The organism is Silvimonas sp. (assembly GCF_031291215.1).
GTDB classification, from domain to species: domain Bacteria; phylum Pseudomonadota; class Gammaproteobacteria; order Burkholderiales; family Chitinibacteraceae; genus Silvimonas; species Silvimonas soli.
In genome coordinates, this window is the sequence record NZ_JARLJK010000009.1 from 130137 (window position 1) to 143477 (window position 13341).

The 13341-nt window shown below is 56.5% G+C and carries 14 protein-coding genes; 6 read left to right on the top strand and 8 right to left on the bottom strand.

The features are described 5' to 3' along the window. The first annotated feature begins 367 nt into the window (after window positions 1–367). Complete coding sequence (locus tag P4L78_RS00825) at window positions 368–805, top strand: hypothetical protein (protein ID WP_309326300.1); 438 nt, start codon at window positions 368–370, stop codon at window positions 803–805. Between the two features lie 74 nt (window positions 806–879). On the opposite strand, the gene tal is transcribed toward P4L78_RS00825, so the two are convergent. The 3 genes from tal to phoB all read right to left on the bottom strand — a co-directional run bounded on the left by tal (window position 880) and on the right by phoB (window position 4309). Beyond that, a complete protein-coding gene (gene tal, locus P4L78_RS00830) occupies window positions 880–1959 on the bottom strand; it encodes a transaldolase (protein ID WP_283150845.1) in 1080 nt (359 codons plus the stop codon). Window positions 1960–2217: 258 nt separating this feature from the next. Continuing rightward, the gene (gene phoR, locus P4L78_RS00835) at window positions 2218–3507 is read right to left on the bottom strand and encodes a phosphate regulon sensor histidine kinase PhoR (protein ID WP_309326302.1); all 1290 of its coding nucleotides are present in this window, start codon (window positions 3505–3507) and stop codon (window positions 2218–2220) included. A 115-nt stretch (window positions 3508–3622) separates the two neighbouring features. Next, window positions 3623–4309 (bottom strand): phosphate regulon transcriptional regulator PhoB, encoded by a 687-nt coding sequence (gene phoB, locus P4L78_RS00840; protein ID WP_283150843.1) that lies wholly within the window; start codon window positions 4307–4309, stop codon window positions 3623–3625. A gap of 296 nt (window positions 4310–4605) precedes the next feature. On the opposite strand from phoB, the gene P4L78_RS00845 reads away from it, so the two are divergent. The 5 genes from P4L78_RS00845 (at window position 4606) to P4L78_RS00865 (ending at window position 8104) form a co-directional block, all read left to right on the top strand. After that, entirely contained in the window at window positions 4606–5487 is an 882-nt protein-coding gene (locus P4L78_RS00845) for a D-amino acid aminotransferase (protein ID WP_283150842.1), read from the top strand. Next, on the top strand, window positions 5484–5789 hold the full coding sequence (locus P4L78_RS00850) for a YbeD family protein (protein WP_283150841.1): 306 nt from the start codon (window positions 5484–5486) through the stop codon (window positions 5787–5789). Before P4L78_RS00845 ends, P4L78_RS00850 begins: the two co-directional genes overlap by 4 nt. Window positions 5790–5906: 117 nt before the next feature. Next, entirely contained in the window at window positions 5907–6518 is a 612-nt protein-coding gene (gene lipB / locus P4L78_RS00855) for a lipoyl(octanoyl) transferase LipB (RefSeq protein ID WP_390901579.1), read from the top strand. A 36-nt stretch (window positions 6519–6554) separates the two neighbouring features. Then, window positions 6555–7547, top strand: coding sequence for a lipoyl synthase (lipA, locus tag P4L78_RS00860; protein WP_283150840.1), 993 nt, complete (start codon window positions 6555–6557; stop codon window positions 7545–7547). Window positions 7548–7648: 101 nt separating this feature from the next. After that, a complete protein-coding gene (locus P4L78_RS00865; RefSeq protein ID WP_283150839.1) occupies window positions 7649–8104 on the top strand; it encodes an acyl-CoA thioesterase in 456 nt (151 codons plus the stop codon). A 15-nt stretch (window positions 8105–8119) separates the two neighbouring features. On the opposite strand, the gene P4L78_RS00870 is transcribed toward P4L78_RS00865, so the two are convergent. The 5 genes from P4L78_RS00870 to P4L78_RS00890 all read right to left on the bottom strand — a co-directional run bounded on the left by P4L78_RS00870 (window position 8120) and on the right by P4L78_RS00890 (window position 13330). After that, window positions 8120–9235: a VanZ family protein gene (locus P4L78_RS00870; RefSeq protein WP_283150838.1), complete on the bottom strand. Its 1116-nt coding sequence runs from the start codon at window positions 9233–9235 to the stop codon at window positions 8120–8122. A 52-nt stretch (window positions 9236–9287) separates the two neighbouring features. Next, complete coding sequence (locus tag P4L78_RS00875; protein ID WP_283150837.1) at window positions 9288–10346, bottom strand: PotD/PotF family extracellular solute-binding protein; 1059 nt, start codon at window positions 10344–10346, stop codon at window positions 9288–9290. A 120-nt stretch (window positions 10347–10466) separates the two neighbouring features. Further along, window positions 10467–11531 carry a spermidine/putrescine ABC transporter substrate-binding protein gene (locus P4L78_RS00880; RefSeq protein ID WP_309326306.1) on the bottom strand — a complete coding sequence of 355 codons (1065 nt, stop codon included), beginning with the start codon at window positions 11529–11531 and terminating at the stop codon, window positions 10467–10469. Window positions 11532–11631: 100 nt separating this feature from the next. Further along, entirely contained in the window at window positions 11632–12411 is a 780-nt protein-coding gene (locus P4L78_RS00885) for an ABC transporter permease (protein WP_283150835.1), read from the bottom strand. After that, a complete protein-coding gene (locus tag P4L78_RS00890; RefSeq protein ID WP_283150834.1) occupies window positions 12401–13330 on the bottom strand; it encodes an ABC transporter permease in 930 nt (309 codons plus the stop codon). Before P4L78_RS00890 ends, P4L78_RS00885 begins: the two co-directional genes overlap by 11 nt. Window positions 13331–13341: the final 11 nt, after the last annotated feature.

Sequence of the window (13341 nt, forward strand, 5' to 3'; positions counted from 1 at the left end):
AACGAGGCGGGCCGGTCGCAAGACTGGCCCGTTTTTTATTGCCTGGCGGATATAGGATTCGGCGCTTCCCGCGCCGCGCATGCGTGCGCCAGTGACGCCTTCATTGCGGTTAAATCGTCACGAATTTGTCACTTTCTGACGTCGGCGTCGCTATATGGCGACAGTCATACCGCATTCAAATCAAGCAAATAGCCATATGGCATAGAGTAAATGTCGCTATATGGCGACGTCATGAGTTCTTAACCGGGCTGAAACAAGTCAGCAATGAACTGGCATGTTGGCTAAGTCTCTGAAAACAAGGCGTCTTGCCACAGCTGGCCCGGTTCTTGCTGTTAAGCAGGCCACTCAGATTATTCCAGCCGTCGATATGAAACGAATTGCAGTTGCAGGTTGTTTTGCCGCCGTCCTGTTCGCCTTGGCCAGCCCGGCCCAAGCCATGTATACCGCCTGGCCATTCAATGGCCGCGTTATCAATCAAAGCACCGCCAGTATTGCCGCGTGGGATGGCGAGCACGACTTCTATGCCATTGCGGGAGGCGTGACCTCATCCAACCTGTACGACGTGGACCACATCCGCGCGGCAGCCAATAGCAACTGGTGCAAGATCGGCGCCAATACGGTGACCGTGTCGCCCCTCGGCCACATCAGTGGTTGTGAGTGCTGGGTGGCCAATGCTGCGGACGAATGTGCGCCAGGCCAGCAGCGTTCTGTGGTGGCGCAGGTGGCCTCGCTGGTGTTCGGGCGTGAGCGTACGCAACTGATGGTGGCCTATCTGGAACGGGCGCAAGCATTGATGACGGGTTGAGTGCCTTGAGCGAGACCAATAAAAAAACCGGCCATGAAAGCCGGTTTTTTTTATTGCCAGTGAGACTGGACCAATTACTTGGTCAGTTCCAGCAGCTTTTCAAACGCTTCATCAAACAGCTTCAGACCTTCAACCTGCAGTTGTTCACCGATCAGGTTGTAGTTGATGCCTACCTTGCGCAGTTGGACCAGGGTCTCAACCGCTGCTTCGGTATTGGTTTCCAGCTTGTCAGCAGCAACGCCGTGATCGCGGAATGCGTTCAGGGTAGCGTCTGGCACGGTGTTAACGGTTTCTGGCCCGATCAGCTCTTCCACGTACATGGTGTCGCGGAAAGCAGCGTTCTTGGTGCCGGTGGATGCCCACAGCAGACGTTGTGGATGTGCGCCCTTGGCTTTCAGATCCGCAAAGCGGCTGCCGTGGAACAGCTTCTTGTAGTGCTGGTAAGCCACCTTGACGAAAGCGATAGCTACTTTGCCCGACAGAGCCTTGGCCTCTGGTGTGCCCAGCGCTTCCAGCTTTTTGTCGATCAGGGTATCAACGCGGGACAGGAACACCGATGCCACTGCGCGGATGTGATCAATCGGCAGGCCAGCAGCAACACGTGCTTCCAGACCGCGCACGTAGGCGTTGGTCACATCATCAACATGCTTCAGGTTGAACATCAGGGTGATGTTCACGTTGATGCCCGAGGTGATCAGTTCTTCAAACGCGATCACGCCAGCTGGAGTAGCTGGAACCTTGATCATGGCGTTTGGACGATTGATGGCCGCCCACAGACGCTTGGCGTTGTCGATGGTGCCTTGTGCGTCGTTAGCCAGCGTCGGCGAGACTTCCAGGCTCACGTAGCCATCCAGACCCTTGGTGTCGCGGTACATCGGCGCGGTCAGGTCGCAAGTGGCTTGAATGTCCGGCACAACCAGTGCTTCGTAGCGTTGTTCAGCGGTCAGGTCTTGCTTTTTCAGCTCAGCCAGGTCGCCTGCGTACAGTTCATCAGAGCTGATGGACTTGTAGAAAATCGCCGGGTTGGATGTGACGCCAGCGATGTCGTCTTCCTGGATCAGGCGAGCCAGTTCGCCGGATTTCAGCAGGCCGCGGGACAGGTTATCCAGCCAGATACGTTGCCCGAAGGGCTTGATGGCAGCGATTCTACTCATTGCATTCACCTCAAATTCATACGTTGTCATAAAAAGGCGTAACCGCCCAATTCATCCGTCATTATCCGCTAATGACACTGTGTTGGACATGCGATCACTTGGAAGATTTCACACTACCGGCTCGCGTAGCGCCCGGCGGTACGCAAGTATATGGGGCCAGGGCGCATAAATAAAACACAAGAATCGGGGTTTTCCCGACGTACGCCCTCGCATTGGGCTGCTTTTTGCGAATTTCTGGCCGTTACAGATCACGCCAGCTCAGTCACTTAGCGAGCGATGCGGTGGGAAGCGCACCGAAAATTCGCTGCCTTCACCCAGCCGCGATTTCACCGCCAGTTGCGCCTGATGTCGCTGCAGAATATGTTTAACAATCGCCAGCCCCAGCCCGGTACCACCGGTCGAACGCGAACGACCGCGATCCACCCGGTAAAAGCGCTCGGTCAGTCGCGGCAAATGTTCGGGCGCCACGCCGATGCCGGTATCCTGGACACTGAACACAGGTTGCTCGCCATCGGCTTGCCAGTTGATGGTGATCTGCCCGCCGGTCGGCGTGTAGCGAATGGCATTGGACACCAGGTTGCCAAACGCCGAATGCAGTTCGTCGTGATTACCAATCAAGCGGATCGGCGCCAGAGTGCCGATGCGGATTTCATGGCGACCTTGCGACAAACCGGCCGCTTCGGCCTGCATCAGTTTCATCAATTGCGGCATGTCGACTTCTTCTTCCTTCATCTGCTGGCCGTTTTCCAGGCGCGACAAAGTCAGCAAGTCATCCACCAGCCGTTGCATGCGCTGGGTCTGGTCGTACATCAATTGCAGTTGCTGGCCGCGCGTGGTCTCGTCCAGTTGTGGCATATCGATCATGGTCTCGATAAACCCGCCGACCACCGTTAGCGGCGTGCGCAGTTCGTGCGATACATTGGCAATGAAGTCACGGTGCACGGTCTGCACCCGGTCCAGCTGCGTGATATCGCGCGACAGCAGCAATTTGCGGGTTGAATCAAACGGCACCAGTTGCACTGACAACACCTGTTCGTGAGGACGAGTCGTGCGCAGCATCAGCGGGTGCGCAAAATCCTGCATGCGCAGATATTCGCGCAGGCTCGGCTGACGCACGATGTTGGTGACGATTTGCCAGATGTCGGTAACACGATCAATGCCCAGATGCTGGCTGGCGGCCTGATTGCACCATTCAATCCGGTCGTGTTCATCCAGCATGATCACGCCATCAGGCAACGCTTCGCCAGCGCTGGTAAAGCGCTCCAGCATATGTGCCAGCCGTTCCTGGGTTTTCTTTTGCGAACGAACCTGGTCATACAGCCGGTCGAACAAGTCTTGCCACAGCAGAAAACTGCCAGGCACGTTATCAACGCGCGGGTTACGCATCCAGCGCAGCAAACGGGCCAGATTGAACAAATGGAATGCGGTGGCCATTCCAAGAATGATCACCGCCAGAGACAAACCCCAGAGCGGCCCGGCGATGGCAGACACCAGCAAGGCCACGAGGGCGATAGAAATATAGTAAATGGTCGAGCGCAGCCAAATCATCGAAAAGTCCGAAAGCGGAACGGGTTTTTATGCGGTCGAGACTGGCATGAGTTTATTACGATTTTTCCACCGGCTTACGGTTTTATAAAGCCGGTGGATTTTTCAACTGGTTTTTTTATTGTGCGGACAGGCGGTAACCGGTGCCGCGCACAGTCTGGATTAACCGGTCATAGCCGGAGATTTCCAGTGCCGAGCGCAGACGACGGATATGTACGTCCACGGTGCGCTCTTCCACAAACACATGATCACCCCAGACCTGATCAAGCAATTGGGCGCGCGAGTGTACACGCTCCGGGTGAGTCATGAAAAAATGCAGCAGACGAAATTCCGTCGGGCCCAGATCAATCGGGTCGCCGTTGCCGGTGACACGGTGAGTGGTTGGGTCCAGCCGCAAACCTTGTACTTCGACCAAGTCATCCGTCACTTGCGGCGAGCGGCGACGTAGCACCGACTTGATGCGCGCTTGCAGTTCACGCGGGCTGAATGGCTTGGTGATGTAATCATCGGCACCGGTATCCAGCCCAATAATCTTGTCTTGTTCATCCGAACGCGCGGTGAGCATGATCAACGGAATTTGGCGGGTACGTTCTTCGCCGCGCAGCTTGCGGGCAAATTCAATGCCGGTCATGCCGGGCAGCATCCAGTCCAGCAAAATCAGATCGGGCAAAGCGTTACGCACGATATGCGCTGCAGATTCGGCTGAATCGGCCCGCATGACGTGATGGCCGGCCTGAGTCAGGTTGAAGGAAATCAGTTCCTGGATGGCTGGTTCGTCTTCAACGAGCAAGATATTGGCTGGCATCGGGTTAAAACCTCGCAGTGGTTGCGGTTAGGGCGCTTCAAGCTGCCATCCCGAGGGTGGCTCATCTCCGAGTGAAACCAGCTCAAATGGCCAGTTTTCAATTGTTGTATGCGACGTGGGCGCCCGAAAATTGTTGCGAGATTAAGGCTCTAATGTGAACAGAATATTACAAGTTTTTAATAAGGGCCTTCTGACGACGCCGACGGTTGCCTGAGTTGACGGTAAATCACCAGGTTTCAGCAGGCCCAGCCAAGGCCATAATGGGGTATTACTTTGTGCAGCCCTGAGACTTCGCCATGCAAATTCCCGAACTCACCGCTTATCTGAATGGCCGTTTTGCCCCGCTGGAGCAACTCCAGGTGCCGGTGCTGGATCGCGGATTTCTGTTTGGTGACGGTGTGTACGAAGTCATTCCGGTGTACAGCCGCTTGCCGTTCCGGCTGGATGAACACCTGACCCGGCTGGAAAACAGCCTGGCTGCCGTGCAGATCGACAACCCGCATTCGCGGGAAACCTGGCGAACGCTGATTCTGGAGATCATCCGCTTGCAGGGTTTTGCCGATCAGTCGGTCTATTTGCAGGTCACCCGCGGGCCAGCGTACCCGCGTAATCATGTGATTCCGACGAAAGTTGAACCCACGGTGTTGATCTATGCCGACCCGCTGACCCAGCCGTCGCCGGATCTGGTAGAGCAGGGCGTCGCGGTGGTTTCTGCGGCGGATATCCGCTGGCTGCGTTGCAATATCAAGGCCACGACACTGCTCGCCAACGTGTTGCTTCGTCAGTTGGCGGTGGCTGAAGGGGCGGCGGAAACGGTACTATTTCGGGATGGCCTCTTGATAGAAGGCTCATCGAGCAACATCTTTGTGGTCATTCAAGGCGAAATACTGGCCCCACCACCCTCGCATCTGATGCTCACCGGCATCACTTACGACCTCATCCTGGAACTGGCCCGACAGCATGGTATGGCGCATCGGGTTTGTGAGATCACCGAGCAGCAAGTGCGTGATGCCGACGAAGTCTGGCTGACTTCATCGTCCAAAGAGGTGTTGGCAGTGGTGATTATGGATGGCCGCCCGGTTGGTAGCGGGCAGCCCGGGCCGTTGTTCCGGGCCATGTATCGCCATTATCAGCAATTCAAGCGCGACGTAATGCGCCACAAGGAGCCACAAGCATGAGCGAAGTTAACCTGACTGATCTGGGCCAGCCCAAGCTGGAAGACCTGGTTGAGTTTCCGGTGTTGATCCCGGTAAAAGCGGTGAGCCGCAAGCAGGTCGCCCAGGACGAATTTCACGCTGCGCTGATGGAAGTGACCGTACAGCATATCCCCGGCTTTTTGGCTGAGCTGGTCACCATTCGCGAAAGCCGTGAAGGCAATTACTACGCCGCCACGCTCTCCATTACGTTTGAGAGCGTTGAACAAGTGCACGCCATTGATGCCGCGTTGCGGGCGCATCCGCTGGTACGCATGGTGTTGTAATGGTGTGTCCCGCTCAACCGGGGCTAAAAGGAGCAAGGCGTGAGGCGTGAGGAGAACAATGGTTTGCTGGTCGCCGCAGAGGGCTGGCACGATCAGCAACCGGCTGAGGTCGGCGGCGTGCTGGTCCGCCCGCTCGGCCTGCAAGCCTATGAGCCGACATGGCACGCCATGCAGGACTTCACCGATGCCCGAACGCCGGATAGCCAGGACGAAATCTGGTTGCTCGAGCACCCGCCGGTCTACACCCTGGGCCAGGCGGGCAAGCCGGAACACATCTTGCGCCAGACCGATATTCCCATCGTCAAGATTGATCGGGGCGGGCAGGTCACCTATCACGGTCCTGGCCAGCTGATCGCCTACACCATGCTGGACCTGCGTCGCAGCAAGCTCGGTGTGCGTGAACTGGTGCGCAAGCTGGAACAAAGCGTTATCAACTTGCTGGCAGACTTTGATATCGAAGCCTGGGGCAAGGTCGATGCGCCGGGCGTATATGTGCGTGATGAACTGGGCGAGGCCAAGATTGCCGCGCTGGGTTTGCGCATTCGTAATGGCTGTTCATTTCATGGTTTGTCGTTCAATGTCGGCATGGATTTGCAGCCGTTTGGCTGGATCAATCCGTGCGGCTACGAAGGCCTGCGGATTGCTCAATTGAGTGATTACGGCTTTGCCGAGACACCTGCCACGCTTGCGCGTAGAATGGCCGACAAAATTCTGCAACAAATCAACTGATTAACGCTTGCCACAAGCAAGGGTTGCGCTGACACGATGACTGAAGAACTCAAGACTGCCTCCGAGATTGCCTCCCCTGTTGCTTCCAACTCCGCCGGTGTAAAACACAAAGGCGAAGCCAAGACAGCGCGTATCCCGATCAAGATTGTTCCGCTGGAACAAAAGCTTAAGAAGCCGGACTGGATTCGCGTTACGGCGCCCAGCACCAATAGCCGCTTCTACGAAATCAAAGACATTCTGCGCAACCAGAAGCTGCACACGGTATGCGAAGAGGCGTCCTGTCCCAACATCGGGGAGTGCTTCGGCAAGGGCACAGCCACCTTCATGATCATGGGCGACATTTGTACCCGTCGCTGCCCGTTCTGCGATGTCGGCCACGGCCGTCCCAATCCGCTGGATGAGAACGAACCCCAACATCTGGCTGAAACCATCGCTGCGCTCAAGCTGCGTTACGTGGTGGTGACGTCGGTCGACCGTGACGATCTGCGTGACGGCGGTGCCCAGCATTTTGTGGAATGCATCCAGAAGACCCGCGCGGCCAGCCCGGCCACACAGATCGAAGTGCTGGTGCCGGATTTCCGCGGCCGCCTTGATATCGCTGTCGATATCTTTGCCGCTGGTTTGCCGGACGTGATGAACCACAATCTGGAAACCGTGCCGCGCTTGTACAAGCAAGCCCGCCCCGGCGCGGATTATCTGCATTCGCTCAAGCTGCTGAAAGACTTCAAGGCCAAATACCCGCACGTGAATACCAAGTCCGGGATCATGGTCGGTCTGGGCGAAACTGATGAAGAAATCCTGCAAGTGATGCGTGACATGCGCGATCACGACATCGACATGCTGACCATCGGCCAGTATCTGCAACCTTCCAATGGCCATCTGCCGGTGCTGCGTTATGTGCACCCGGATGTGTTCAAGATGTTTGAGGAAGAAGCGTACAAGATGGGCTTCAAGCACGCCGCCGTGGGTGCGATGGTGCGTTCGAGCTATCATGCCGACGCGCAGGCGCATCACGCTGGCGTGGTTTAAGTCAGACGCTGCAAATAATCCAGATGACGCCGGGCTTGCCCGGCGTTACTTTTGGTATATCCACATCGTATCTGCCGCGTTCACTTATCCAGGAACATTTCATGAGCGACACTCCCCGCCACCAGCTTTCCATGACCGTGTTGATGATGCCGGAAATGGCCAATTTTTCTGGCAACGTGCATGGTGGGCAATTGCTGAAACTGCTGGATGAAGTGGCCTATGCCTGTGCCAGCCGCTATGCAGGAACCTATGTGGTGACGCTGTCGGTGGATCAGGTCACCTTCAAGCAGCCGATTCACGTCGGCGAACTGGTGACTTTTCTGGCCAGCGTGAACTACACCGGGCGCACCTCAATGGAAATCGGCATCAAGGTGATCGCCGAGAACATCCGCGAGCGTACGGTACGGCACACCAATAGTTGCTACTTCACCATGGTGGCGATAGGGGACGATGGTAAAACCACGCCAGTGCCACTGTTTGAGCCAGAAAAACAGATCGAGAAAAAGCGCTGGCAGGATGCCGAAGCACGGCGTATAGCGCGACTGCACAAGCCCTGAGTCGCATTTGCGCACTCACCAGTCGGGCTCGTTCTCGCTGCGGTAGGTCGCGGCAAAGCCCAGCAGGAACAACATGGTGCCGTAGGGCCACAGATCGCTGATCAGCGCCGCCAGTCCGCGGAAGTGCATCAGATGGCCGTAGTTCCAGCGGAACAACGGCAAAATGGCCGACAGTTGGGGTGTGAGTGGCCACATCCAGCTCACCAATACGGTCGCCAGCAAGCACACGGCCCCGGCCAGCGCCCGCCATGGGCGTTTCAGCCGCAACAGCACTGCCAGCAAGGGCAGTGCTGCCAAGCCACCCAAAGCCACGTTGTGGTTGATCCAGGCAAAAAAATCCACCCACTTGAGCATGGCCCCGGCAAAGACGATTTTGCTGGCTAGCACCACCGTGACCAGCAACGCAATCGCGCGGGGTATCTCGCGGCTGTGGCGCACCAGCACTGACACAAACAAGCATACGCCCAGTGTGTTGAGCATCATGCCGCAGCCTTCCAGCAGGTTCAAAAACAAAGCTGGATCGCCCATGGGCGCAAGAATGGGTTGCGGGATGCCGCGTGGTTCATCGACCACGCCAAAGAACGGCACGGATGGATCGAACTGGGTAATCAGCCATAGGCCCAGCCACACCATGCCCCATTCCGCTGCACCACCGGGAAACAGGTGCGAATGCCGGAACACCAGCCAGCGCCGTTGTGAGCGGCGCATCGCCACAATCACCGACACAAACGCGCCAATGACGCTGCCGCAGCCATTGGAGAGGATGTCCATATTGGACGCCACCCGGGTCGGAATGAACTGCTGCACAAATTCGACCCCGCACGACGTGAGGATGCCGATCAGCGCTGCCAGTAAGGGCCCGAGCCAGCGCCAGCGCCGCATGGCCAGCGCGGCGGATAATCCCAGCGGGAAATAAGCAACCACGTTGATCAGATTGTCGAAAAACGTGAAGTAATACGGCAGCGGGTAGGTATAGAAGGCAAAGATCGGTTCACCGGTAAAACGCCAGCCGGAGAACGGGTAAAACGAGACCAGCAGCACAACCAGCAGGTAGCACCAGAAGAAGTAGCGCGCCACGCGAGTGGGGGCAGTACGGTGGGCCAGGAAGCTGATGGGAGGGAGTGCGCGCATGAGGCCGGAGGGCAATGAAAAAAGGGTAGCCAGACTGGCTACCCCTTGAAGCTTACCGGGCGGTCTTCACTTCCGTCCAGAGCCGGTTCAGATCACGCAGCGGTTTGCCTTCCAGCGCGTTGAGTTGATACAGCTTTTTCATATCAGCTGGAGCCGGGAATACGGCGGTGTTTTTCTTGATGTCCGCTTGCACAAACTGGCCCGCGGCGGCATTCGGATTGCCCGAGCCGATCATGTTGGTCAGATCGGATGCATTTTTGCCATCAGTCATGAAGTTGATGAACTTGAACGCCAGATCCGGACGCGGTGCGGACTTCATCACCATCACGTTATCCACCGACAAGGTGTTGCCTTCTTTTTGCAGCACATACGCCACGCCAAACGGACGCTTGGCGGTGTGGGCATCAGCGTTGGCCTGGAAAAAGTCGCTGGAATAACCATGCGCCAGCCAGATATTGCCGACAGTGAGTTCCTTGATGTAACTCTGGTTATTGAACGCAGCCCAGTAAGGCTTGGCCTTGATGATGGTGTCCTTGGCCTTTTGCCACTGTTTCATGTCCGTGCTGTTCGGATTGAAACCGTTGTACATCATGGCGGCAGCAAACAGTTCTTTCGGGTCGTCCAGTACGGTGACTTTGCCCTTGATCTTGCTCAGCACTGCCGGATCAAAAATGGCAGACCAACTGGTCGGATCAATGCCCAGTTCCTTGATCTTTTTGTCGTTGTAACCAATCAACGTGGTGGTGAAAGCGTAAGGGATCGAGTACTTGTTGCCCGGATCAAACTGGCTGTTCATGAACGCCGGGTTCATGTTCTTGATGTTCGGGATTTTGGTTTTATCCAGCGGCTGCACCAGGCCTTGCTTGATCAGCGGCGGCAGGGCAAAGCCGGTAGGGACGATCACGTCGTAACCCTTGGCGCCAGCGGCCAGCTTGGCCAGCATTTCTTCCATGGCACCGTAGTAATCCTGCACCACTTTACATTTGCAGTCGGCTTCAAAGCGCTTTACGGTTTCCGGCGCGATGTAGTTGTTCCAGTTGTAGATATGCAAAACATCTTCAGCGTGGGCGGCGCCTGCGGCCAACATCAAGGCCATCAAAAGCTTTTTCATCGGGTTGACACTCCAGTTGCGGAACCACAAAAAAGGGCGCGGAATACGCTGTCCCACGCCGGAAAACGGCGATTATGCCAGATCAGATATTCTGGAAAACCTCGCCGCAACGACTGTCGTTTATTTGCTGACCTTGATCTCGGTCCAGGCCTGATTCCACGCACGGCGGGTTTTGGCGTCCAGATCGGTCAATTGCTCCAGTTTGCTGGCTTGAGCGGAGCTCGGGGCGATAGCGGGCACGGCTTTCAAGTCTGCGCGCACAAAAGGCAAAGCAGCGGTATTGGGTGTGCCGGAACCTACCTGATTGGTGGTTTCAGCCGCGTTTTTGCCATCGAGCATGAAGTTGATGAACTGATGCGCCAGATCGGCCCGTGGCGCGGCTTTGGCGACCACAAAGCTATCCGCCGTCATGCCGTTGCCTTCTTTTTGCAAGGCGTAACCAATCTTGAACGGGCGATTGGCTTTGGCGGCATCGCTGCGGGCCTGGTACATATCGTTCGAGTATCCCAGCGCCACCCAGATATTGCCGACCGTGAGTTCCTTGATGTAACTCTGGCTGTTGAATGCCGCCCAATACGGCTTGGCGGCCTCGATCGTCGCCACGGCTTTTTTCAGTTCGGCCGGATTGGTGGAATTGGCCGAAAAACCGTTGTACTTGAGCGCTTCGCCGATCACTTCACGCGGATCATCCAGTACGGTGATCTTGCCTTTGATCTTGGCCAGCACCTTGGGGTCGAAGGCAATGGCCCACGTGGTCGGGTCCAGGCTCAGCTCTTTGACCTTGGTTTCGTTGTATCCGACGAGTGTGACCGTGAAGTCATACGGCGCGGAATACTTGTTGCCCGGATCAAGCCTGGTATTGGCAAAAGCCGGGGCGATATTCTTGAGGTTGGATAACTTGCTGTGATCCAGCGGCTGCAGCAGGTTCAGTTTCACCAACGGCGTAATGCCGTAGTTGGCCGGTCCGATCACGTCAAAGCCGGTGGCACCTGCCGAGAGCTTGGCCAGCATCTCTTCTACCGAACCGTAATAAGTGGCTTCAACGCGGCATTTGCACTGGCTCTCAAACGCCTTGATGGTGCTGTCCGGCACCGCGTTGTTCCAATTGAACAAATGCAGCACATTATCGGCATGGGCGGCGCTGGCCAGTGCGACCAGTGAAAGCGACAACAACAGTTTTTTCATAACGTCCTTCCTCAATGAAACTGCCCGCCCCAATGATTGGGGCAGGCAGTTTACCGGCGAAAGAAGGTTCAGCACCGGGCCGAACCTGTAACTGGGGTTTTTAGTGACTGGCGCGCAAGGCACCCGGGGCGACTTTGGCGGCGATGACAATCAGTGCCAGCGTCAGCAGCATCAACAGCGAGGAAATCGCGTTCACTTCGGGCGTAACGGCAATCTTGAGCATGGAATAAATCTGCAGCGGCAGGGTAGACGCTCCAGCGCCGGCTACAAAGTAAGTAATCACAAAGTCATCAATCGAAAGTGTGAAAGCCATTAATGCGCCAGCGATGATGCCCGGCAGAATCAGCGGAAAGGTGACTTGCCAGAACGCTTGCAATGGCGATGCGCCCAGGTCGCGCGCGGCTTCCACCAGCGATTCATCCATCCCTTGCAAACGCGAGCGCACCACAATCGCCACGAAGCCAATCGAGAACGCAATGTGTGCCAAGCCAATCGACAGATAGCCCATGCTGAAGTTGAGCACGACAAAGAACATCAGCAGTGACAACGCCATCAGTATTTCCGGAATGGCAATCGGCGTCAGCACCAGCACTGGCAGCAAGCGCAGTTTGTACTTGTACATGGCCAGACCCGCCAGCGTGCCCAGAATGGTGGCGAAGAAGCTGGAGGTGACGCCAATCAGCAGCGAGTTGCGCGCCGCTGTGAGCATCTGGTCGTCGTTGAACAACACGCCGTACCACTGAGTGGTAAAGCCGACCCATTCCGCGTTCAGTTTGGAGTCGTTGAACGAGTACACCACCACAATCAGCAGCGGCATGTACAAAAATGCGTAAACCAGCAGGGACGCGCCCCACAGCCATTTGCTTTGTTTAGAGTGCATTGCGCTTACCTCCGCGACCAAGCATGGTCATGAAACCGGCCATCAGCAGCACGGACAGGGTGAGCATGATCGACAGCACCGAACCAAATGGCCAGTCGCGCGAATCCAGAAATTGTTGCTTGATCAGATTGCCGATCATGATGCCGTCGGTGCCGCCCACCAGATCAGGCACCGCAAAGATGCCCAGCGCCGGAATAAACACCAGCGCAGCTCCTGCGTAGACGCCCGGCAAGCTCAATGGCCAGGTGACTTTCCAGAAGCGTTGCCAGCGTGACGCGCCCAGATCTTGCGCGGCATCCAGCAAAGCCATGTCGTGCTTTTCCAGATTGGCGTACAGCGGCAGCACCATAAACGGCAGATGCACATAAACCAGCACGATGATCACGGCAAACGGCGTAAACAGAAACTGCTGCGGCGCGATGCCGATCCAGCCCAGCGCCATGTTCACCACTTTGGCAAAGTAGCCCTGCGGCCCCAGGATAATCATCCAGGCATACACGCGAATCAGGAAGTTGCTCCAGAACGGCAAGATCACCAGCAGCACCAGCAAGTCACGCCATTTCTTCGGGCTGCGGGCAATCAGCCACGCCAGCGGGTAAGACATGCCCAGGCACAGTAGCGTGGTCAGCGCGGCATAACCGAATGACTTGATGAACAACTCGACGTACACCGCCTCCTGAAAGAAGCGCGCGAAGTTATCCAGCGTCAGGTAGTCGTGCCAGTTCTGGCTGTTCACCAGCAACACGGTTTTGCCGGTGGCCGGATCGGCGCCAATCAGCGGCAACAAGCCGCCGTAGTCGCCGGGAAAGCGGAATGCCGCAAACGCCATCAATGCCGTAGGGATGGCAAAGAAGAAGATCAGATACAGCAGCGGCGGGCCGGAAATCAGCCACTTTGCCAGGTTTTTTGAGCGCGCCATCACCAGCCTCT